This is a genomic window from Streptomyces sp. NPDC023481, from assembly GCF_055560195.1.
On the sequence record NZ_JBVHJE010000005.1, the window covers coordinates 316,282 to 338,587 of the forward strand.

The 22,306-nt window shown below is 73.3% G+C and carries 18 protein-coding genes; 8 read left to right on the forward strand and 10 right to left on the reverse strand.

All coding sequences use genetic code 11. The features are described 5' to 3' along the window. The first annotated feature begins 202 nt into the window (after nucleotides 1-202). The gene (locus tag ACZ3ZD_RS13595; protein ID WP_467396518.1) at nucleotides 203-1,342 is read left to right on the forward strand and encodes a lactonase family protein; all 1,140 of its coding nucleotides are present in this window, start codon (nucleotides 203-205) and stop codon (nucleotides 1,340-1,342) included. On the opposite strand, the gene ACZ3ZD_RS13600 is transcribed toward ACZ3ZD_RS13595, so the two are convergent. Continuing rightward, nucleotides 1,310-2,035 carry a DUF2470 domain-containing protein gene (locus ACZ3ZD_RS13600; RefSeq protein ID WP_467396259.1) on the reverse strand — a complete coding sequence of 242 codons (726 nt, stop codon included), beginning with the start codon at nucleotides 2,033-2,035 and terminating at the stop codon, nucleotides 1,310-1,312. The genes ACZ3ZD_RS13595 and ACZ3ZD_RS13600 overlap by 33 nt on opposite strands. Nucleotides 2,036-2,118: 83 nt before the next feature. Beyond that, nucleotides 2,119-2,736 carry a TetR/AcrR family transcriptional regulator gene (locus ACZ3ZD_RS13605; protein ID WP_467396261.1) on the reverse strand — a complete coding sequence of 206 codons (618 nt, stop codon included), beginning with the start codon at nucleotides 2,734-2,736 and terminating at the stop codon, nucleotides 2,119-2,121. Between the two features lie 121 nt (nucleotides 2,737-2,857). Here ACZ3ZD_RS13605 and ACZ3ZD_RS13610 point away from each other — a divergent pair, with 121 nt between their 5' ends. Next, complete coding sequence (locus ACZ3ZD_RS13610) at nucleotides 2,858-4,417, forward strand: cytochrome P450 (protein ID WP_467396263.1); 1,560 nt, start codon at nucleotides 2,858-2,860, stop codon at nucleotides 4,415-4,417. 68 nt (nucleotides 4,418-4,485) lie between these two features. Here the strand turns inward: ACZ3ZD_RS13610 and ACZ3ZD_RS13615 are convergent, their stop codons facing one another. From ACZ3ZD_RS13615 to ACZ3ZD_RS13650, 8 genes are all read right to left on the reverse strand, one after another. Continuing rightward, nucleotides 4,486-5,346, reverse strand: coding sequence for a pentapeptide repeat-containing protein (locus ACZ3ZD_RS13615; RefSeq protein WP_467396265.1), 861 nt, complete (start codon nucleotides 5,344-5,346; stop codon nucleotides 4,486-4,488). Between the two features lie 57 nt (nucleotides 5,347-5,403). Next, complete coding sequence (locus tag ACZ3ZD_RS13620) at nucleotides 5,404-6,705, reverse strand: alpha/beta fold hydrolase (RefSeq protein WP_467396266.1); 1,302 nt, start codon at nucleotides 6,703-6,705, stop codon at nucleotides 5,404-5,406. Nucleotides 6,706-6,832: 127 nt separating this feature from the next. After that, nucleotides 6,833-7,864 carry a LacI family DNA-binding transcriptional regulator gene (locus tag ACZ3ZD_RS13625; RefSeq protein ID WP_467396268.1) on the reverse strand — a complete coding sequence of 344 codons (1,032 nt, stop codon included), beginning with the start codon at nucleotides 7,862-7,864 and terminating at the stop codon, nucleotides 6,833-6,835. 54 nt (nucleotides 7,865-7,918) lie between these two features. Beyond that, entirely contained in the window at nucleotides 7,919-9,331 is a 1,413-nt protein-coding gene (locus tag ACZ3ZD_RS13630) for a BNR repeat-containing protein (protein ID WP_467396270.1), read from the reverse strand. 83 nt (nucleotides 9,332-9,414) lie between these two features. Further along, nucleotides 9,415-10,494 (reverse strand): rhamnose ABC transporter substrate-binding protein, encoded by a 1,080-nt coding sequence (rhaS, locus tag ACZ3ZD_RS13635; RefSeq protein ID WP_467396272.1) that lies wholly within the window; start codon nucleotides 10,492-10,494, stop codon nucleotides 9,415-9,417. Between the two features lie 104 nt (nucleotides 10,495-10,598). Further along, a complete protein-coding gene (locus tag ACZ3ZD_RS13640) occupies nucleotides 10,599-11,597 on the reverse strand; it encodes an ABC transporter permease (protein ID WP_467396274.1) in 999 nt (332 codons plus the stop codon). After that, the gene (locus ACZ3ZD_RS13645) at nucleotides 11,590-12,660 is read right to left on the reverse strand and encodes an ABC transporter permease (protein WP_467396276.1); all 1,071 of its coding nucleotides are present in this window, start codon (nucleotides 12,658-12,660) and stop codon (nucleotides 11,590-11,592) included. Before ACZ3ZD_RS13645 ends, ACZ3ZD_RS13640 begins: the two co-directional genes overlap by 8 nt. Then, nucleotides 12,657-14,174 carry a sugar ABC transporter ATP-binding protein gene (locus ACZ3ZD_RS13650; RefSeq protein ID WP_467396278.1) on the reverse strand — a complete coding sequence of 506 codons (1,518 nt, stop codon included), beginning with the start codon at nucleotides 14,172-14,174 and terminating at the stop codon, nucleotides 12,657-12,659. Before ACZ3ZD_RS13650 ends, ACZ3ZD_RS13645 begins: the two co-directional genes overlap by 4 nt. Nucleotides 14,175-14,444: 270 nt before the next feature. Between ACZ3ZD_RS13650 and rhaI the strand changes: the two genes are divergently transcribed. The 6 genes from rhaI (at nucleotide 14,445) to ACZ3ZD_RS13680 (ending at nucleotide 22,224) form a co-directional block, all read left to right on the forward strand. Next, the gene (rhaI, locus tag ACZ3ZD_RS13655) at nucleotides 14,445-15,605 is read left to right on the forward strand and encodes an L-rhamnose isomerase (RefSeq protein ID WP_467396280.1); all 1,161 of its coding nucleotides are present in this window, start codon (nucleotides 14,445-14,447) and stop codon (nucleotides 15,603-15,605) included. Nucleotides 15,606-15,777: 172 nt separating this feature from the next. Beyond that, nucleotides 15,778-17,817 carry a bifunctional aldolase/short-chain dehydrogenase gene (locus ACZ3ZD_RS13660; protein WP_467396282.1) on the forward strand — a complete coding sequence of 680 codons (2,040 nt, stop codon included), beginning with the start codon at nucleotides 15,778-15,780 and terminating at the stop codon, nucleotides 17,815-17,817. After that, nucleotides 17,814-19,280, forward strand: coding sequence for a rhamnulokinase (locus tag ACZ3ZD_RS13665; RefSeq protein ID WP_467396284.1), 1,467 nt, complete (start codon nucleotides 17,814-17,816; stop codon nucleotides 19,278-19,280). Before ACZ3ZD_RS13660 ends, ACZ3ZD_RS13665 begins: the two co-directional genes overlap by 4 nt. Before the next feature lie 72 nt (nucleotides 19,281-19,352). Then, complete coding sequence (locus tag ACZ3ZD_RS13670) at nucleotides 19,353-20,108, forward strand: (Fe-S)-binding protein (protein ID WP_467396286.1); 756 nt, start codon at nucleotides 19,353-19,355, stop codon at nucleotides 20,106-20,108. Continuing rightward, entirely contained in the window at nucleotides 20,105-21,583 is a 1,479-nt protein-coding gene (locus tag ACZ3ZD_RS13675) for a LutB/LldF family L-lactate oxidation iron-sulfur protein (protein WP_467396288.1), read from the forward strand. Before ACZ3ZD_RS13670 ends, ACZ3ZD_RS13675 begins: the two co-directional genes overlap by 4 nt. Next, nucleotides 21,580-22,224, forward strand: coding sequence for a LutC/YkgG family protein (locus tag ACZ3ZD_RS13680; RefSeq protein WP_467396290.1), 645 nt, complete (start codon nucleotides 21,580-21,582; stop codon nucleotides 22,222-22,224). Before ACZ3ZD_RS13675 ends, ACZ3ZD_RS13680 begins: the two co-directional genes overlap by 4 nt. Nucleotides 22,225-22,306: the final 82 nt, after the last annotated feature.

Genomic DNA, 22,306 nt, shown 5'->3' on the forward strand with positions numbered 1-22,306 from the left:
GCCGGTCGAGGTCCGTCGCGTGCCGTGTGCCGCCGGACTTGCCCTTGCCGGCGGGTGGGGGCCAAGGTGGCTGTCACCAGCGGGGCGAACCGACGACCTGAGGTGCGGTATGGACACGGAGGCACGGACGGCGGACGGGGGTTCCCCCCGGCCCCGGCGGGAGCGCGAGCGCGGCTGGACCAGGCGCCGGTTCGTCGGGGCCGTGGGCGGCACGGCGGCCGTCGTGGCGGTGCCGTCCCCCGCCGCCCCGCCCGCGGACGCCGGGGCCACGCGGAGCGCGCCGGCCACGGCCCCGCCGCCCCGGGAACCGTCCGGCCCGCGCCCGCTGTACGTGGGCACGTACACCTCCGTCGACGGCGGCGGCACCGGCATCGGCCTGGCGTCGTACGACCCGGGGACGGGGCGGATCACCGGGTCGGGCACGCTCACCGGGGTCCCCGACCCGTCGTACCTCGCGGTGCACCCGGACGGCCGGACGCTGTACGCGGTGGACGAGCGGCAGGACGGCGGGGTGACGGCCGTACGCCTCGCGGACCGGCGGGTCCTCGGCACCCGGAGCACCGGCGGAGCGGGGCCCTGCCATCTGTCGGTGCACCCGAGCGGGCGCTGGCTGCTGAGCGCCAACTACGGTTCGGGCAGTGTCGCCGTGCACCCGATCGACGCCTCGGGCGCCCTCGGTGAGCGCACCGACCTGGTCACGCACAGCTCTCCGCCGCCGGGCCCCGGCCAACAGGGCCCGCACGCCCACCAGTTCGTCACCGCTCCGGACGGCGGGCACGTGCTCGCCGTGGACCTGGGCACCGACACCGTCTACACCTACCGCCTCGATACGGCCGGGGGCACACTCACCGAGGTGGCCCGGGCCGGGACCCGGCCCGGCGCGGGCCCGCGCCATCTGACCTTCCACCCGGGCGGCCGGTACGCGTACCTGGCCAACGAGGTGGACGACACCGTCGCCGTGTGCGCCTACGACCCGGGCTCCGGCCGGCTGCGCGTGGGCGCGCCGCAGTCCACCGGGTCGGACGGCGGCACCAACCACCCGGCGCAGATCCTGGTGACGGCGAACGGCCGGTACGCCTTCCTCGCCAACCGGGGCCACAACAGCCTCGCCCGGTACGCCGTCGAGGCCGACGGGGCGCGGCTGCGGCTGCTCGGCACGGTGCCGGTGGGCGGGGACTTCCCGCGGCAGATCGCGTTCTCGCCGGACGGCCGGCTGCTGTTCGCGGCGAACCAGCGCTCCGGCACGGTCACCGTCTTCCGTGTCGACACGGAGCGCGGTGAACTGCGCCCGGTGGGCGAGCCGTTCGCCTCACCCGTCGCCGTCTGCGCGCTGCCGCTGTAGCGCGCGGGGGCAGCCGGCGGCACCGGCCTGCGCCAGCAGGGCGTGGATGCGCTCGGTGAGCTGGGCGACGTCGTCGGCGGGCGTGTGGAAGGGCAGCCGTACGTCGCCGTGGGCGCGGGTGCGTTCGATGCGCAGGGTCAGTCCGTGCCGGTCCACGGCGAGCGGCGCCACCCGGGTCGTCGCGTGCAGGCTCTCGGGCCGCACCAGGCGGGTGAGCCGCTCGACGGCGTCCGGGTGGGCGTCGGCGAGGTGGGTGAGCAGCCGGGCCTCGGCGCCGGCGAGGGGGTCGGGGCGGGCGGCGGTGAACTCGTCCAGGTCGACCACCACGGCCCCGGCGGACCGGCGCAGCACCACGCGGGCGGGGTGGAACAGGAGGTCGCCGCCGGAGGGGGTGAACCAGCCGGAGAGGAAGAGCCGGGCGCGGATGCGGTGGCGCATGGGTACGGGCGCCACGTCGGCGAACTCCAGCAGGGCGGCGGGCTCCTGGCGCGGCGCGCACAGGACCGCCCCGGACAGGGCGCTGTCCTCGGGGACCGCCAGCCGTACCGCGCCGTCCTCGATGACGGTGTGGGCGCCGGCGTACTCCTCGCGCGCGCCGTCCGCGGTCACCGCGCACGACCACGCGGCGGCCAGCACCGACCGCGCCCGTTCCGCCGCGCCGGGGGCGGCCGTCCAGTCCTGCGTGTCACCCATCCGAAGACCTCCTTAGGTAAGCCTCGCCTAACTTATCGGAGATCGGGGTGCACGCCAACCAGTCCGCGGAGGCGTGCCGGGGGTCAGCCGGAGTGCGCGAGGGCGCCCAGCAGGGCGCGGGCGCACAGGTCCCGCACCTGCTCCCGGCCGAACTCGCCCTCCCCGCGCAGCCATTCGAGGCAGACGGCGGTGGTGAAGGCGAGCCAGCCGCGCACCGCGAGGCGCACCTGGGGGGCGGTCTCCACGACGGGCCCGAACTCGGGGTCGGCGGCGAGCGCGGCCAGGATCTGCTTCTCCTGGGCGGCCAGGGCCCGCTGGTAGACCCGGCGCACGGCCTGGTCGCCGGCCGCGTCGGCGCGGTGGAAGGCACGGAAGCCGTTGGCGTGGGCCTCGACGTAGCCGAGGTAGGTGTCGAGGCCGGCGGTGAGCTGCTCGCGGACCGGGACCCCGGGCACCGCCGCCGTCATGCGCAGCATGCGCGCGCTCTCCCGCTCCACGACGGCGGCGAAGAACTCCCGCTTGGTCGGGAAGTAGTGGTACAGCAGCCCGCGCGAGACACCGGCGATCTCGGCGACCTGCTCGATCCACACCTCGTCGTAGGGGCTCTCCGAGAACAGCTTCGCGCCGACCGACAGCAGCTGCTCACGGCGTTCCCCGGTGCTGAGTCTGCGCCGGGCGCGTTCCCCCTGGTTCGCGGGCATGGCGTCACTTTACTTGACGCCGGTTCAACAACGGGACGACACTTAGGCGCGCTATTGAACCCACGTACAACACGCGCGCGTCACTGTTCCAACCATCCGCTGGATCAAGGGAGATCGCGTCATGGCGGAGACGACGGGGGCCACCGGAACCGGGCTGCCGAAGGGTTTCCGGAGCGCCGAGCAGGGCTGGCCGGGGCTGCACCGCATACCGCACCCGCCGCGCCGGCTGCCGCTGCTCGGCGATGTGCTCGGCGCCGACCGGAGGCGGCCGCTCCAGGACTCGATGCGCTTCGCGCGCGAGCTGGGGCCGATATTCCGGCGCCGGGCCTTCGGCAAGGAGTTCGTGTTCGTGTGGGGCGCGGAGCTGGTCGCCGACCTCGCCGACGAGTCCCGGTTCGCCAAGCACGTCGGGCTGGGCGTCGCCAGCCTGCGGTCGCTCGCCGGCGACGGCCTGTTCACCGCCTACAACCACGAGCCCAACTGGCAGCTGGCGCACGACGTCCTGGCGCCCGGGTTCAGCCGGGAGGCCATGGAGGGCTACCACGGCATGATGCTCGCGGTCGCCGGACGGCTGACCGACCACTGGGACCGCGAGCTGGCGGCCGGACGCACGGTGGACGTGCCCGGCGACATGACCCGGCTGACCCTGGAGACCATCGCCCGCACCGGCTTCGGGCACGACTTCGGTTCCTTCGAGCGGGCCCGCCCGCACCCGTTCGTCACGGCGATGGTCGGCACCCTCACCTACGCCCAGCGGCTCAGCAGCGTGCCCGGACCGCTCGTCCCGCTGCTGCTGCGGGCCGCCGCCCGGCGCAACGCGGCCGACAGGGCGTACCTCGACCGCACCGTGGACGCCCTGGTCGCCGCCCGGTGCCGGTCCGGCGGCGGCGAGGGCGACCTGCTGGACCGCATGCTGGCGACCGCGCACCCGGAGACCGGGGAGCGGCTGTCCGCCGAGAACGTCCGCAAGCAGGTGATCACGTTCCTGGTGGCGGGCCACGAGACCACCTCGGGCGCCCTCTCCTTCGCCCTGCACTACCTCGCCCGGCACCCCGAGATCGCCGCCCGGGCCCGCGCCGAGGTGGACCAGGTGTGGGGCGACGCCGAGCAGCCCGGCTACGACCGGATCGCCAAGCTGCGCTACGTCCGCCGGGTGCTGGACGAGTCGCTGCGGCTGTGGCCGACCGCGCCCGCCTTCTTCCGCGAGGCCCGGCAGGACACGGTCCTCGCCGGGGAGCACCCGATGCGCCGGGGCGCGTGGGCGCTGGTGCTGACGCCGATGCTGCACCGCGAGCCGGCGGTGTGGGGCGAGGACGCCGACCGGTTCGACCCGGACCGCTTCACCGCGGCGGCGGTACGGTCCCGCCCGCCGCACACCTTCAAGCCGTTCGGCACCGGCGCCCGGGCCTGCATCGGCCGTCAGTTCGCCCTGCACGAGGCGACCCTGGTCCTCGGCCTGCTGCTGCGCCGCTACGAGCTGCACGCCGACCCCGGCTACCGGCTCACCGTCTCCGAACGCCTCACCCTGATGCCGGAGGGCCTGCGCCTCCGCCTGGAACGCCGGCCCCAGCCCCCGGCGCAGCCCCGGAAAGCCGAGCGACCGCCCCGCACCGACGCCACGGACACCCCGGCGCAGCCACTGCCGGCGGCCGGCTGCCCGGTACACCGGGCGCACGACTGAGTCCCGCGTGACGGGAGCCGCCGACGCCCCACGGCATACACCCCGGGCCGGACCGGCCGGAGCCGCTGTCAGCGGGCCGGCGTCCAGTGCGGCGGGCGGCTGACCGAGGTGGGCAGTCGCGTGCCCGTGTTGCCCCGGGCCGCGTCGACCTGGGGCTGGGTGAGGAAGAAGGCGCCGGTGAGGTCCGCGTCGGTGAGGTCCGCGTCGCGCAGGTCGGCACCGATCAGGTCCGCGTCGCGCAGGTCGGCGCCGGTGAGGTCGGCGGCGATCAGGAAGGCGCCGCGCAGGCTCGCCCCGCGCAGGTCGGCGCCCCGGAGCCGGGCACCGATGAGGTCCGCGCCCCGCCGGTCCTTGCCCCCGCCCTTGTTCTTCGCCCTGCCCCGGGCGCCGCCCGCGCCGGCGCGGGCCAGTTCGCTGGTGCGCAGCAGGAGCACGTTGACTTCCTGCCGGTGGGCGGCCACGTCCAGCGCGGCCAGCTCCTCGGGGGTCCCCCGGGTGAGCCGCTCGGTCTGCTCCAGTGCCCGCCGCAGCTCGGGGTGGACGGGCCGGGCGGCGGGCAGACCGAGCGCCTCGGTGAGGTACCACAGCAGTTCGTGCAGTTGCCGGACGACCGGGAACACGTCGAACATGCGGCGCGCCTGCTCCTTCGGCGCGGTACGCCAGTCCCGGCCGCCGAAGGTGACCTGCGAGACCTTCTGGCCCGCGCCGAAGCAGTCGTAGACCGTGCAGCCGGTGAAGCCCTTCGTCCGCAGCTCGGTGTGGATACCGCAGCGGTTCTCGCCCGCGAGGTTCGGGCAGGGCCTGCCCGCGGGCTTGTCCAGCGCGAAGTCGGAGGAACGGGCGAAGGGCAGGGCGACACAGCACAGCCCGAAGCACCGCGCGCAGTCGCCGCGCAGGTCGGGGGCGGGGTCGGCTATCTGATCCGGCATGGTGTCCAGCCTACTGACCTGCCGGCCCGCCCCCCGCCGCGGCGGACCCCGGCGCCCTCACACCTCGTCACGCACCAGCGCCAGCAGCCGGTCCAGGACGCGGGGCGCGCCCACGCGCAGGCCGTCGTGCTCGTACTCGTTGGTGACCCAGGGGCGCAGGCCGCGGATCGCGGCGGCCGTCTCCAGGGAGTGGGCGGTGTCGACGTACATGTCGTCGTGGTAGACGGCCGCGGCGACCGGGACCTCGTTGGCGGCGAGGCGTGCCGGGTCGTAGAGCGGGCGCCAGTCGGTGCGGGCGGCGAGCAGTTCGGCCGTCTCGCGCAGCGGGCGCAGGGCCGGGTCGGTGTCGAACATCCAGGGGTGGACGGTCTCGCCGGTGAAGAGCACCGGGCCGTCCCCGGTGAGCGCCTTGGCCGCGTCGAACTGCGGGAACTCGGCGCGGACGCGTTCGGCGGCCCAGGCGGTGGGGCGGGCGTCCTGGCCGTAGATCGCCTCGTGGACGAGGGCGTAGAGGGGGTGGGAGGCGTACGAGAGGAGCGACTGGGCCTGCTCCTGGAAGGCGTCGGAGAGTTCCAGGCCGGCCGGCGTCGCCGCGAAGGCGTCCTCCAGCAGGTGGTGCAGCCGGTGGCTGCCGTCGCTCGTGCCGAGCATCACGCCGAGGGACTGGAAGGCCTCGACGGTGAAGCGGTACCCGTTCGGCAGGACCACGTCGTGGGTGAGGAGGTGGTCGGCGATCCGGCGGGCCCGCTCCACGTCCTGCGGGTAGCGCGCGTAGTGCGCGGTGACCTTGCGTTCGACGCGCGGGTAGGCGGCCCGGTAGACGTCGTCGGCGTGGGCGTGCAGGGAGGGCAGGCCGCCGGTGACGATCGCGGTGTCGACACCCTCGGGGGCGAGGGAGAGGTACGACACCGTGCAGAAGCCGCCGAAGCTCTGGCCGAGTACGGTCCACGGGGCGCCGCCGGTGACCTGGGGGCGGATGGCCTCGCAGTCGCGGACGATGGAGTCGGCGCGGAAGTGGGTGAGGTGGTCGGCCTGTGCGGCGGGGCCGCCGCGCAGCGGCAGGGTCTGCCGGGTGGCGGGCGTGGAGCGGCCGGTGCCGCGCTGGTCGAGCAGCAGGACGCGGTACTCCTTCAGGGCCCGGTCGAGCCAGGCCTGACGTCCGACGAAACGATTCGCCCCGAAGCCGGGGCCGCCCTGCAGATATACCAGCCAGGGCAGGTCCTGGCCGGTCCTGTCGCTCGCCACCGCCTCCCGGGCGTACAGCTCGATGGTCTCGCCGCCCGGGTCGGCGTGGTCGAGGGGCACGGTGAAGTGGCGGTCGGTGAGGACGACGCCGGGCTGTCGGTAGCTGGGGCTCAACGCATCTCCTGGGACGGGCGGGTTGGACGTGTCCCAGTTGAGCACATGAGCGGGCCCGCGCCGAGCCCCCGGATGACGGTTGGTCGCTGAACTTCCGGTCAGTACGGGACCGGGCGCGCGACCCGGCTCAGCGTGCGGCCAGGCTGGAGCGGCGCACCACCAGCTCCGGCTGGAGCACCACCCGCCGGTGCTCGTGCGTCCGCCCGCGCTCCCCCTCGCCCTGCTCGGTCTCCTCCAGCAGCAGTTCCGCGGCGAGGGCGCCCAGGGTGACGGCGGGCTGCCGTACCGACGTGAGCGGTACGGCGGCCGCGGCGGCGAACTCGATGTCGTCGTAGCCGACGATCGCGAGGTCGTCCGGGACGGTGACGCCGGCCGCGTACATGGCCTGGAGGACACCGAGGGCGAGCAGGTCGTTGGCGCAGAAGACGGCGGTGGGCCGGTCGGCGAGGCCGAGCAGCCGGGCGCCCGCGTCCCGGCCCGCGGCCACGTCGAGCCGTTCGGTGGGCAGTTCGCGCAGCGCCTCGGGGCCGAGGCCGGCCTCGGCGAGGGCGTTCAGCGCGCCGGTACGGCGGTCGCGGACCTGGTTGAACCCGGGCGGCCCGCTGACGTAGGCGATCGAGCGGTGCCCGGCGTCCACCAGGTGCCGGACCGCGAGCGCGCCGCCCGCCACGTCGTCGACGCTGACCGAACACTCGGTGGTCCCCTCGGCGACCCGGTCGACCAGCACGAACGGGATGCCGTGCCGGCGGAAGGCGTCGATGTTGCGGCCGGTGGCGTCGGCCGGGGTGAGCAGCACGCCCCGCACCCGCTGCTCGGCGAAGAGGGAGAGGTACTCCGCCTCCTCGGCCGCGTTCTGCGCGCTGTTGCACACCATCACGCCGAGCCCCGCGTCCCGGGCCGCCCGCTCGGCGCCGCGCGCGACGTCCACGAAGAAGGGGTTGCCCATGTCGAGCACGAGCAGCCCCATGATCCGGCTGCGGCCGGCCCGCAGCTGGCGCGCCGACTCGCTGCGGACGTAGCCGAGCCGGTCGATCGCCGAGAGCACGCGGGCCCGGGTCTCGCCGGCGACGGTGTCCGGCCGGTTGATGACGTTGGACACGGTGCCCACCGACACGCCGGCGGCGCGGGCGACGTCCTTGATACCCACCGACTGGGCCATCGGGCTTCGGACCTCCAGGGGACGGGATGCGGCGGGGCGGACTTCACATTACCGTCACGCCGGCAGGGCGAAGTCGGCCACGTGCAGCGGTGAGGGCGTGGTGCCGGTGGACTTCTCCTGGTACAGGAACGACAGGACGTGGTCCGCCCCGATCCGGGTCTCGTCGACCACGACCTCGCCGAAGGCGTTCAGCCCGCCGCCGTCGAACAGGAGCGTCCAGTCGGTGTACCCGGAGTCCCTGGAGGCCGCGGCGATCCGGCCGAACGGGAACACGGCGTAGGCGTTGTCGTAGCGGTCCAGGACCAGCCTGGTGCGCTGGCTGGAGCCGAGCGGGACGGGGATCTCGGTCTTCTGCCAGCCCCCTGAGGCGTTCTTGCGCAGGTGGAAGGCGCGTCCGTGGGCGGTGCGGTCTGCGACGTAGTCCGTGGTGCACGGTCCGAAGCGGCCCGGGACGTAGCTGATGATCGCGTGCGGGCGGCCGGCGGAGTCGGTGGTCTGGCTCTCCTGGTTCATCAGGGAGTGGTCCGGGTTCAGGGCGTCCACGACGAGTCCGCTGTCGCCGACGGCGACCCTGTCGGAGCCACCGGTGGTGCCGACGACGGTGCCCGTGTCGTCGCGCCAGGTACGGCCGCGGTCGTCGGACCAGACGTAGCCGGTGTCGTGGTTGGTGATCCCGCCGCCGCCGCACATGACGGCCGGGTTCTGCTCCCGCCAGGTGAACAGGGCGTGCAGCCGGCCCCGGGTGTCGTAGTCGATGCCGTGCAGGTACATGCTGCGGGCGGTGCTGGAGCCGTGCTCGCTGGTGTACGTGCCGGTCGCGCTGGTCCACTCCCCCAGCGCGGTCCAGCGTGAACCGTCGTACTCGGCGAGGGCGTTGCGGCCGTTGCCGGAGACGCCGGCGCGGTAGCTGAGCTGGAGCCGGCCCTCGGGGGTGGCGACGAACTGCGGGTAGGTGAACTGCGGGGTGGGCGCGAGCCCGTCGAGGGTCGTCTGGACGGCGCCGAAGACGGACGCGGTCCAGGCCGTGGACGCGGGAGTGTCCAGCAGCCCGGCGACGGACTTGACGTAGGAGAAGCCGTCGCTGTGGGAGTCCATGTTCAGGTGGAGGCGGCCGTCGGTGGCGGAGACGCCCATGGAGATGACGTTGTGGGAGTCGTCGGCCTTGAGCCGGTGCGGCAGGGTGACCGTCGCCCAGGTGCCGGTGCCGAGGGCCCGGCGGGCCACGACGGCGTAGCGGCTCGCCGTGTACCAGGCGGCGTACTGGTGGCCCTGGTAGGTCAGCAGGCCGTTCTTCTGGAAGGAGTTGTTGTTGACCAGGCCGTCGTAGGACACGAAGTAGACGGCCTGGGAGTCGAGTCGGGTGGTGCCCCTGGCGGTGACCGACGGGCCCGGCACGGCCGCCCGTGCGGTTCCGGCGGTCGTGGCGGAGGCGGCGAGGGCGCCGGCGAGCACGGTGCGTCGTCTCATGTTCGGCTCCAGGTGGTCGGGCGAGGTGGAGGACCTCGGTCAGCGGTTGCACGGCCTCGTCGGGACGGGCGCCGTCCGGCGGCTCAGAAGTCGAACCGGTCGATGTTCCCGGCGTCGAACACGGTCGGCTTGCCCAGGGTGATCACGCCGTTCTTGCCGATGGTGTACGTCGTGCCGCCGGCCCGGAAGGTCTCGCCCTCCTTGCCGGTGATCTGCCCCGAGGCCAGCGCGACGGCGGTGCGCGCGGCCAGGTCGCCGAGCTTGGCCGGGTCCCACAGCTCGAAGGCGTCGACGGTGCCGTTCTTGACGTACTTGCGCATGTCGTTCGGCGTGCCGAGGCCGGTCAGCTTGACCTTGCCCTTGTACCGGGAGCCCGACAGGTACTGGGCGGCGGCCTTGATGCCGACAGTGGTCGGGGAGATGATCCCCTTCAGGTCCGGGTACTGCTGGAGCAGGCCCTGGGTCTGCTGGAAGGACTGCTGCGCGTCGTCGTTGCCGTAGGCGATCCTGACCAGCTTGATGTCCTTGTACCTGGGGTCCTTCAGCTCGTCCTTCATGTAGCCGATCCAGGTGTTCTGGTTCGTCGCGGTCTGCGCGGCCGACAGGACCGCGATCTCGCCCTTGTACCCGATCTGTTCGGCGAGCAGGCGCACCTCGGTACGGCCCAGGTCCTCGGCGCCGGCCTGGGAGACGAAGGCGTTGCGGCAGCCGGGGCTGGTGTCGGAGTCGTAGGTGACGACCTTCGTACCGTTGCTCATCGCCTGCTTGAGCGCGGGGCACAGCGCGCCCGGGTCCTGCGCGGACACGGCCATGGCGTCCACCCGCTGCTGGGTCAGCGTGTTGACGTAACTCACCTGGCCGGAGGTGTCGGTGGCGCTGCTCGGGCCCACCTCCTTGTACGTGGAGCCGAGTTCGGCGAGCGCCTTGCGGCCGCCCAGGTCGGCGGTGGTGAAGTAGGGGTTGTTGACCTGCTTGGGCAGGAAGCCCACGGTCAGCCCCTTCTTGGTGGCCGCGTTCGGGTCGGCCTTGCCGGCCGGGGCGGCGGAGGCGTTGTCGGCCTTCACGTCGTTCTTCGTGGTACCGCCGCAGGCGGTGAGGGCGAGGGCCAGGGAGGTGCCGGCGGCGAGGGCGGCACCGGTGCGGCGCAGGATGGGCTTGAGCATGGAAGGGGACCCCTTTTCACAAGGCGTGGATGGTGTGCGCCCGGAAGAGGGCGCGGGGAACTGCCCGACCGGCCACGACGGGCCGCGAACTCGTGTGCCGGCTCCTATGCCGTCTCCTGCGCTGCTGGTGCCGTCTGTCGTGCCGACCGCTGCATGACGGCGATCTGCCGGGCCACCCGGGGCCCGAGCACGGAGAGGACGAGCAGCACACCCGTCACGACGATCTGCGACTGGGCGGAGACGTTCAGCAGGCTCATCACGTTCTGCGACGTGCCCAGCAGGAAGACACCGGCGATCGCGCCGCCGATCGTGCCCCTGCCCCCGTCGAAGTCGATGCCGCCCAGCAACACGGCGGCGACGACGGACAGTTCGAGCCCGGTGGCGTTGTCGTAGCGCGCGCTCGCGTAGTGCAGCGCCCAGAACACGCCGGTGAGTGCCGACATGGCCCCCGTGGCGACGAACAGCAGGAGCTTCGTCCGCTTCACCCGGATCCCGGAGAACCACGCCGCCTCCTCCCCCGCCCCGATCGCGAACAGCGACCGCCCGAACGGTGTGGCGTGCAGGACGACCACGGCGACGGCCAGCAGCACCAGGAAGGGCGGGAAGGCCTGCGGCAGGAAGGTGCCGCCGACCCGGCCGGCCGCGAAGTCGAGGTAGCCGGTGGGGAAGTCGGTCACCGCGTCGGAGCCGAGGACGATCTGCGCGATACCGCGGTACGCGGCCAGCGTGCCGATGGTGACCGCGAGCGACGGCAGCCCGAGCCGGGTCACCAGCAGCCCGTTGACCAGCCCGCACACCACGCCCAGGAGCAGGCACAGCGGGATGATCTGCTCGATGGCCATGCCCTCGTTCCACAGCCTGCCCATCACCGCGCCGGACAGGCCGGCCGTGGACGCCACGGACAGGTCGATCTCGCCGGCGACGACCAGCAGGGTCATCGGCAGGGCGATCAGGGCGATGGGCAGCGTGTTGCCGAGCAGGAACGACAGGTTCAGCGCGTTGCCGAAGCCGTCGACGAGGCCGAACGAGGCCAGCAGCAGGACGATCAGCAGCGCGCCGACGACCGTGTCCCAACGGACCGCGCGGGTGAGCGACTCAGGCACCGGCCTTCTCCTTCGCCATGGCGGTCCTCCTCGGGGCCGACTTCTTCTTCAGGGCGGCGGCCACGCGCAGCGCCACGATCCGGTCGACGGCGATGGCGAGCAGCAGCAGGACGCCGTTGATGGCCAGCACCCACACGGAGCTGACGCCGAGCGCGGGGAGCACGCTGTTGATCGAGGTGAGCAGCAGGGCGCCGAGGGCGGCGCCGTAGACGCTGCCGGAGCCGCCGGTGAAGGCGACGCCGCCGACCACGACGGCGCTGACGACGGTGAGTTCGTAGCCGGAGCCGGTGCCGGAGTCGACGTTGCCGAACCGGGCCAGGTACATCGCTCCGGCGAGTCCGGCGAGCGCGCCGCAGAAGGTGTAGGCGGCCAGGACGCGCCGCCGCACCGGGATGCCGGCCAGCCGGGCCGCCTCCGGGTGGGACCCGAGGGCGTACAGTTCCCGGCCGCCGCCGAAGTGCTTGAGGTAGTGGCCCGTCGCCAGCAGTACCGCCAGGGCGATCAGGGCCAGCCAGGGGATCGCGGACAGGCCGCCGGAGCCGAAGTCCACGAACCCGCCGGGCAGGTCCGCGGCGGTGATCTGCCGGGAGCCGACCCAGAGGGAGTCGACGCCCCGGATGACGTACAGGGTGCCGAGGGTGACGACCAGCGCGGGCACCTGGCCGAGGCTGACCAGCAGCCCGTTGAGCAGTCCGAAGCCGGTGCCGAGCAGGACGGCCAGGAGGACCGCGAGGGCCGGGTCGCCGCCGCCGTGCAGCCAGGTGCCGGCGGCGAAGGCGCTGATGCCGAGGGTGGAGCCGACGGACAGGTCGACGTTGCGGGTGAGGACGACCAGCGACTGGCCGGTGGCGACCAGCACCAGGATCGTCGCGTTGAGCAGCAGGTCCTTGATCCCCTGCGCGGACAGGAACGCGCTGTTCCCGGCCTGGGTGACCGCGATCATCACCAGGAAGACGGCCAGGATCGCGAGTTCGCGCACCCTGAGGACGCGGTCGACCAGTCGGGTGCCGCTCGACCGGGGCACGCCGGCGACGGGGGTCTCGTCCGTGGTGCCGACCGTCATGCGGCGGCCCTCCCGGTGGCGGCGGCCATCACGGTCTCCTCGGTGGCTTCGCGGCGGGGGATCTCGGCGGTGATCCGGCCCTCGTGCATGACGAGCACCCGGTCGGCCATGCCGAGGATCTCCGGCAGGTCGGACGAGATCATCAGGACGGCGACGCCGTCGGCTGCCAGTTCGCTCAGCAGCCGGTGCACCTCGGCCTTGGTGCCGACGTCGATCCCGCGCGTCGGCTCGTCCACGATGAGCACCTTGGGGCCGGTGGCGAGCCACTTGGCGAGGACGACCTTCTGCTGGTTGCCGCCGGACAGGGTGGCGACGGCGTCCGCGATCCGGGCGTACTTCACCTGGAGCCTGACCGCCCAGTCCAGCGAGCGGCTGCGTTCGGCGCCCCGGTTCACCAGGCCGGCCCGGGCGGTCGTACGGAGCCCGGTCAGGCCGATGTTGCGTTCGATGGACATGTTCATCACCAGGCCCTGGGCCCGCCGGTCCTCCGGGACCAGGGCCAGCCCCGCCGCCATCGCGGCGGAGGGCGCCCCGTTGGTGAGTCTGCGCCCCGCGACCTCGACCTCGCCGGCGTCCCAGCGGTCGACGCCGAACACCGCGCGGGCCACCTCGGTCCGGCCGGCGCCCACGAGCCCGGCGAGACCGACGATCTCACCGCACCGCACCTCGAAGGAGACGTCCGTGAAGACGCCCTCGCGGGTCAGCCGGCGCACGCGCAGGGCCGGTTCGCCCGGGACGACGTCCTGCTTCGGGTACAGCTCGGCCAGGTCGCGGCCGACCATCCGGCGGACCAGGTCGTCCTCGGTCATCCCGGCGAGCGGCTCGGTGGCGATCCGGGCGCCGTCCCGCAGGGTGGTCACCCGCCCGCAGATCTCGAAGATCTCCTCCAGCCGGTGCGAGATGAACAGCACGGCCGCGCCCTGGTCGCGCAGGGTGCGTACGACGCCGAAGAGCCGGGCGACCTCGCTGCCGGTCAGGGCGGCGGTCGGCTCGTCCATGATCAGCACCCGGGCGTCGAAGGACAGGGCCTTGGCGATCTCCACGAGTTGCTGGTCCGCGATGGACAGCCCGCGGGCGGGCCGGTCCGGGTCGAGGTCGACACCGAGCCGTGCCATCAGGGCGGCCGTGGCCGCGCGGGTGGCCCTGTGGTCGATCCGGCCGAGGGCCCGTCTGGGCTGCCGGCCCATGTAGATGTTCTCGGCGATCGACAGGTCCGGGAAGAGGGTGGGCTCCTGGTAGATCACGGCGATGCCGGCGTCACGGGCGTCGCCGGGACCGTGGAAGACGACGGGCTCGCCGTCGAGCAGGACCCGGCCCGCGTCCGGCCGGTGCACTCCGGCGAGGGTCTTGATCAGGGTCGACTTGCCCGCGCCGTTCTCGCCGGCGAGGGCGTGCACCTCGCCGGGCAGCAGCTCCAGCGAGACGTCCCGCAGCGCGCGTACGGCACCGAAGGACTTGGAGACGCCCTGCAGCGCCAGTACCGGGGCCGGTCCCGTGTCGGGCGGGTGGGTCATGGGGGCTCCTCGACGACACCGGCGGCAGGGCCGCGGGGCCGCCACGGGGTCATGAAAGGTTTCAAGTGGATGGCCGGGACGGTAGGCACCGCAGTGATGTCACGTCAATGGGTCCGTATCGAAAAAGTTTCGATCGCCGAAGGTCACGGCGGAGTCACGGGCGACCGGGCCGGTCGGACCGCTTGACACCCTTTCGGGCGACCCCTAGCTTGCCGTTCTGAATCGTTTCACATACTCAGTCGTGCCGCCCGACTTCACAGGAGCCCCGAAGTGACCGACCTCGCCGCGGTGAAGGCCGCGCTCAAGACCCAGGCCGTCGAGACGCCGTCGTGGGCGTACGGGAACTCCGGGACCCGCTTCAAGGTCTTCGCCCAGGCCGGCGTGCCGCGCTCGCCGTGGGAGAAGCTCCAGGACGCGGCGCAGGTGCACGCCTTCACCGGGGTCGCGCCGACCGTCGCCCTGCACATCCCCTGGGACACCGTGGAGGACTACGCGGCCCTCGCGAAGTACGCCGGGGAACGGGGCGTACGGCTGGGCGCGATCAACTCCAACACCTTCCAGGACGACGACTACCGGCTGGGCAGCATCTGCCACCCGGACGCGGCCGTGCGCCGCAAGGCCGTCGACCACCTGCTGCGCTGCGTGGACATCATGGACGCCACCGGGTCGCGCGACCTGAAGCTGTGGTTCGCCGACGGGACGAACTATCCCGGCCAGGACGACCTGCGCGCCCGGCAGGACCGGCTCGCCGAGGGGCTGGCCGAGGTGTACGAGCGGCTCGGCGCGGGGCAGCGGATGCTGCTGGAGTACAAGCTCTTCGAGCCGGCCTTCTACTCGACCGACGTCCCGGACTGGGGGACCGCCTACGCGCACTGCCTCAAGCTCGGTGACCGGGCACAGGTGGTCGTCGACACCGGGCACCACGCGCCGGGGACCAACATCGAGTTCATCGTGGCGACGCTGCTGCGGGAGGGGAAGCTCGGCGGGTTCGACTTCAACTCGCGCTTCTACGCCGACGACGACCTGATGGTGGGTGCCGCGGACCCGTTCCAGCTGTTCCGGATCATGTACGAGGTGATCCGGGGCGGGGGGTTCACCTCCGACGTCGCGTTCATGCTCGACCAGTGCCACAACATCGAGGCGAAGATCCCGGCGGTCATCCGCTCGGTGATGAACGTCCAGGAGGCCACGGCGAAGGCGCTGCTGGTCGACCGTGACGCGTTGGCCGCGGCCCAGCGGGCGGGGGACGTCCTGGGGGCCAACGCCGTGCTGATGGACGCGTACAACACGGATGTCCGGGGGCTGCTCGCCGAGGTCCGCGAGGAGTCGGGGCTGGATCCCGACCCGATGGGCGCGTACGCCCGGTCCGGGTGGGGCGAGCGGATCGCCGCCGAGCGCGTGGGCGGGGAGCAGGCCGGTTGGGGGGCGTGACGCGTCCGCCTCCGGAGGCCGACCCGGGGTGCGGGCCCGTCCGTCCCGCTTCCTCCTCCCCCCCTTACCCCTTCCGCGCCCCCTCTTTCTCTTTCCGCGCCCCTTTTCCTCTTCCCCTCCCCCTTTTCGCTCCCCCTTTTCCTCTTCCTCCCCCGAACAGGAACCGATCCTCATGACCACCCATCCCGAAGTCGACGCCCTCCTCTCCCGGTCGCACCGGCTCGGCTCCGATCCGCGCAACACCAACTACGCCGGCGGGAACGCGTCCGCCAAGGGCTCCGCCACCGACCCCGTCACCGGTGGTGAGGTGGAGCTGATGTGGGTGAAGGGCTCCGGTGGCGACCTCGGCACGCTCACCGAGGGCGGGCTGGCCGTGCTGCGGCTGGACCGGCTGCGGGCCCTGGCCGAGGTGTATCCCGGGGTCGAGCGCGAGGACGAGATGGTCGGCGCGTTCGACTACTGCCTGCACGGCAGGGGCGGGGCCGCGCCCTCGATCGACACCGCCATGCACGCTCTGGTGGACGCCCCGCACGTGGACCACCTCCACCCGGACTCCGGTATCGCGCTCGCCTGCGCCGCCGACGGGGAGAAGCTGACCGCCGAGTGCTTCGGGGACGCCGTGGTGTGGGTGCCGTGGCGGCGGCCCGGGTTCCAGCTCGGCCTGGACATCGCCGCGATCAAGGCCGCCCACCCGCAGGCCGTCGGCTGTGTCCTCGGCGGGCACGGCATCACCGCCTGGGGCGACTCCTCCGAGGAGTGCGAGCGCAACTCGCTGCACATCATCCGGACCGCCGAGGCGTTCCTCGCCGAGAGGGGCAGGCCCGAGCCCTTCGGACCGGTCGTCGAGGGGTACGAGGCGCTGCCCGAGGCCGCGCGCAGGGAGCGGGCGGCCGCGCTCGCGCCCTACGTCCGCGCCCTCGCCTCCCAGGACGGGCCGCAGGTCGGGCACTTCACCGACACCGAGGCCGTCCTCGACTTCCTGGCGCGCGCCGAGCACCCCCGGCTGGCCGCCCTGGGCACGTCCTGCCCGGACCACTTCCTGCGCACCAAGGTACGGCCGCTCGTGCTGGACCTGCCGCCGGCCGCGCCGCTGGACGAGGCCGTCGCCCGGCTGCGGGAGCTGCACGCCGCCTACCGGGAGGAGTACGCCGCCTACTACCGGCGGCACGCCCTGCCCGACTCCCCCGCCATGCGCGGCGCGGACCCGGCCGTCGTGCTCGTGCCGGGCGTCGGCATGTTCTCCTTCGGCAAGGACAAGCAGACCGCCCGCGTGGCGGGCGAGTTCTACGTCAACGCCGTCAACGTGATGCGGGGCGCGGAGGCCGTCTCGTCGTACACACCGATCGAGGAGGCCGAGAAGTTCCGGATCGAGTACTGGGCGCTGGAGGAGGCCAAGCTCCGGCGGATGCCCCGGCCCAGGCCGCTCGCCACGCGCGTCGCCTTCGTGACGGGGGCCGGCAGCGGGATCGGGAAGGCCATCGCCCACCGGCTGGCGGCCGAGGGGGCGTGTGTCGTCGTCGCCGACCTGGACGGGGGGAGCGCCGCGGCCGTCGCCGAGGAGCTGGGTGGGCCGGACCGGGCCGTCGCCGTCACCGTCGACGTCACCTCCGAGGAGCAGATCGCCGCCGCGTTCAGGGCGGCCGTGCTGGCCTTCGGCGGCGTCGACCTCGTCGTCAACAACGCCGGGATCTCCCTCTCCAAGCCACTGCTGGAGACTTCGGCGAGGGACTGGGACCTCCAGCACGCCGTCATGGCCCGCGGGTCGTTCCTCGTGTCGCGGGAGGCGGCCCGGGTGATGACCGCGCAGGGGCTGGGCGGTGACATCGTGTACATCGCCTCGAAGAACGCCGTGTTCGCCGGCCCGAACAACATCGCCTACTCCGCCACCAAGGCCGACCAGGCCCACCAGGTACGGCTGTTGGCGGCCGAGCTGGGCGAGCACGGGATCCGGGTCAACGGGGTCAACCCGGACGGGGTGGTGCGCGGGTCCGGGATCTTCGCGGGCGGCTGGGGTGCGCAGCGGGCCGCGGTGTACGGAGTGCCGGAGGAGAAGCTGGGCGAGTTCTACGCGCAGCGGACCATCCTCAAGCGGGAGGTGCTGCCCGAGCACGTGGCGAACGCGGTGTTCGCGCTCACCGGCGGGGACCTCACGCACACCACGGGGCTGCACATCCCGGTCGACGCGGGTGTGGCGGCCGCGTTCCTGCGATGAGCGCGCGGGTGAGGTCGTACGCGGCGGTCGATCTCGGCGCCTCCAGCGGGCGGGTGATGGTCGGGCGGGTGGGCCCGGACACGCTGGAGCTGAGCGAGGCCCACCGGTTCCCCAACCGCCCTCTGCGGCTCCCGGAGGGGCTGCGCTGGGACATCCTCGCGCTGTACGGCGGTGTCCTGGACGGGCTCCGGGCGGCCGGCGCGCACTGCGGTGGACGGCTCGCCTCCGTGGGCGTGGACAGCTGGGCCGTCGACTACGGCCTGCTGGACGCCGACGGGGCCCTGCTGGGCAACCCGGTGCACTACCGGGACGGCCGTACCGAGGGGGTCGCGGAGAAGGTGTGGGCGACCGTGCCGGCGGCCGAGCTGTACGCGGCCACCGGCCTGCAGTACGCGCCGTTCAACACCCTCTACCAGCTCACGGCCGCCCGCTCGACGTCCCAACTGAGCCATGCGCAGCGGTTGTTGCTCATCCCGGACCTGCTGACGTACTGGCTCACCGGCGAGCAGGGCACCGAGCTGACCAACGCCTCCACCACCCAGCTGATCGACCCCCGGACCCGCGACTGGGCGCGGGACGTCGCCGACCGGCTCGGCATCGACCTCGGTCTGTTCGCGCCGCTGCGGCAGCCGGGCGATCCGGCCGGGACGCTGCGGCCGGAGGTGCTGGCGGAGACGGGCCTGACCGGCCCGGTGCCGGTGACCACGGTCGGCTCGCACGACACCGCCTCCGCGGTGGCCGCCGTCCCGGCGGCGGCCGATGAGCGCTTCGCCTACCTCTGCACCGGCACCTGGTCGCTGGCCGGCCTCGAACTGCACGCCCCGGTGCTCACCGAGGAGAGCCGGGCGGCGAACTTCACCAACGAGCTGGGGCTCGACGGCACCGTCCGCTATCTCCGCAACATCATGGGGCTGTGGCTGCTCCAGGAGTGCGTACGGGCCTGGGGGGAGCCGGATCTGGGGGTACTGCTCCGGGAGGCGGCCGACGTGCCGCCGCTGCGTTCGGTGGTGGACGCCGGGGACAGGACGTTCCTGGCTCCGGGGCGGATGCCGGAGCGGATCGCGCGGGCCTGCCGGGAGTCGGCGCAGCCGGTCCCAGAGACGCGGGCCGAGACCACCCGGTGCATCCTGGACTCCCTCGCCCTCGCCCACCGGCGGGCCGTGGCGGACGCGCAGCGGCTGGCCGACCGTCCGGTGGACGTGGTGTACCTGGTCGGCGGCGGCACCCGCAACGCGCTGCTGTGCCAGCTGACGGCCGACGCCTGCGGGCTGCCGGTGGTGGCCGGCGCGACCGAGGCCGCCGCCCTCGGCAACGTCCTCGTGCAGGCCCGCGCGCACGGACTCGCCGGCGACCTCGCCGACCTGCGCCGGCTGCTCGGCCGGACCCAGCCGCTCACCCGGTACACGCCCCGTGGCGACAGCGGCCGGTGGCGGGCGGCCGAGGCCCGGCTCGCCCTCCGGTGATCCGGACCCTCCCGCGGGCGCACTCCTCCGACTAGGCTGCACTCATCCGATGACCGACACCGAGGAGCCGCGATGCGTGTCGCCCTGTTCCTGACCTGTGTCAACGACACGCTGTATCCGGATACCGGGCGTGCCGTGGTGAACTTGCTGACGAGGCTGGGTGTGGACGTGGACTTCCCGAGCGGCCAGAGCTGCTGCGGGCAGGCGCACTACAACACCGGGTACCGCCATGAGGCCGAGCCGCTGGCCCGGCATTTCTCCGATGTCTTCCGTGACTACGACGCGATCGTCACGCCGTCCGGATCGTGCGGGGCGATGGTCCGGGAGCTGTATCCGCGCATGGGCGAGCGGGCCCGGGCCGAGGGGCGCGGCGACACGCTGGCGCGGACGCTGGCTCCGGTGGTGCCGAAGACGTACGAGCTGACCGAGTTCCTCGTGGACGTGCTCGGCGTGACCGACGTCGGGGCCTACTACCCGCACAAGGTCACCTACCACCCCACCTGCCACGGGCTGCGCGGGCTCGGGCTGGGCGACCGGCCGCGGCTGCTGCTCCAGGCCGTCAGGGGGCTGGAGCTGGTCGAGCTGCCGGGCGCCGAGGAGTGCTGCGGGTTCGGTGGCACGTTCGCGCTGAAGAACGCCGATGTGTCGGCGGCGATGGGCGCGGACAAGGTACGCAACGCCGAGTCGACGGGCGCGGAGGTGCTGTGCGCGGCCGACAACTCCTGTCTGATGCACCTCGGTGGCACGATGAGCCGGCTGCGGACGGCCCTGCGGCCGGTGCACATCGCGGAGATCCTGGCGAGCACGGAGGAGGAACCGGCGCTGTGACCGGAACGTTCGTCGGTATGCCGGCCTTCCCGAAGGCCGCGCACGAAGCCGTCCACAATGCGACCCTGCGCGGCAATCTGCGGCACGCCACCCACACCATCCGGGCCAAACGGGCCGGTGCGGTGGGCGAGTTGTCCGACTGGGCGGAGCTGCGCGAGGCGGGCAAGCGGATCAAGGACCACACGCTGCGCCATCTCGACCGGTACCTGGAGCAGTTGGAGGAGTCGGTCACGGCGGCGGGCGGTACGGTCCACTGGGCCGCTGACGCCGACGAGGCCAACCGGATCGTGGCCCGCCTGGTGAAGGAGACGGGCGAGTCGGAGGTCGTCAAGGTCAAGTCGATGGCCACGCAGGAGATCGGGCTCAACGAGGCCCTCCTCGAAGAGGGCATCCGTGCCTACGAGACCGATCTCGCCGAGCTGATCGTGCAGTTGGGCAAGGACCGCCCCTCGCACATCCTGGTCCCGGCCATCCACCGCAACCGGGGCGAGATCCGCGACATCTTCCGCTCCGAGATGGGCGAGTGGGGCCGCCCGGCGCCGGAGGGTCTGACGGACACCCCCGCCGAACTCGCCGAGGCGGCCCGGCTGCACCTGCGGGAGAAGTTCCTGCGGGCGAAGGTCGGCGTGTCCGGCGCCAACTTCATGGTCGCCGAGACCGGCACGCTGGTCGTGGTGGAGTCCGAGGGCAACGGCCGGATGTGCCTGACCCTGCCGGAGACGCTCATCTCGGTCGTCGGCATCGAGAAGGTGGTGCCCACCTGGCGCGACCTGGAGGTCTTCCTGCAGACCCTGCCCCGCTCGTCCACCGCCGAGCGCATGAACCCGTACACGAGCATGTGGACGGGGACGACGGACGGTGACGGCCCGAGCGCCTTCCACCTGGTCCTGCTCGACAACGGCCGCACCGACACCCTCGCCGACCAGGTCGGCCGCCAGGCGCTGCGCTGCATCCGGTGCTCCGCCTGCCTGAACGTGTGCCCGGTGTACGAGCGGGCCGGCGGGCACGCCTACGGCTCGGTCTACCCGGGCCCCATCGGCGCCATCCTCAGCCCCCAGCTCCGGGGCACCGCGAGCGAGATCGACGCCTCGCTGCCGTACGCGTCCAGCCTGTGCGGGGCCTGCTACGAGGTGTGCCCGGTCGCCATCGACATCCCCGAAGTGCTGGTGCATCTGCGCGAGCGGGTCGTGCAGGGCGGTACGGCGGTACGGCAGGGCAACAAGGTGGTGCTGCGGCCGGCGAAGGGGCACGCGGCCGAGCGGGCGGCGATGCGGGCGGCGCGCTGGGCGTTCAGCCACCCGGGCGCCCTGCGCACCGGCCAGCGGCTGGCCTCCCGGACCCGCCGGCTGCACCCCCGTACCCTCCCGGGCCCCGGCCGGGCCTGGAGCGACACCCGGGATCTGCCCACCCTGCCGCCGGAGCCGTTCCGGGACTGGTGGCAGCGCACGCGCGGCGGGAAGGACGGCGACAAGTGAGCAGCAGGGAACGGATCCTGGGCCGGGTACGGCGCGCCCTCGCGGACGTGGACCTCACGCAGGAGCGGCCGTACGACGAGGCGGTGCCCCGGGACTATCTGCGCGAGCACGGGGAGCGGTCCGTCGAGCAGACGGTGGAGCTGCTGGCGGAGAACCTGGCGGACTACCGGGCGATCGTGCACCGCAGCAGCACTGCCGGACTTCCTTCGCTGATCGGCCGGTTGCTGGCGGAGCGGAAAGCGGGCTCGGTGGTGGTGCCGCCCGGTCTCGACGAGGACTGGCTGGCCGCGGCGGACGTCACCCGGGTCCCCGACCGGGCGGAGACCACACCGTCCGCGCTGGACCGGGTCGACAGCGTGGTCACCGCGTGCGCCGTGGCGATCGCCGAGACCGGCACCCTCGTCCTCGACGGCTCCCCGGACCAGGGCCGGCGCCGTATCTCGCTCGTACCGGACCACCACATCTGCGTCGTCCGCGTCCCGGACCAGGTCGTCTCCTCCGTCCCGCAGGCCCTCGGACGCCTCGATCCGACCCGCCCCTCGACCTGGATCTCGGGCCCGTCGGCCACCAGCGACATCGAACTGGACCGGGTGGAGGGCGTCCACGGCCCGCGCACCCTGGAGGTGATCCTGCTCGGCTGACGCCCCCGCCTGGACGAGGGCCGTCGTGGTGGGAGGGTCCACACTGGCCCGGGTCGCGGCCGCCGACGGCACGCCGCCGCGT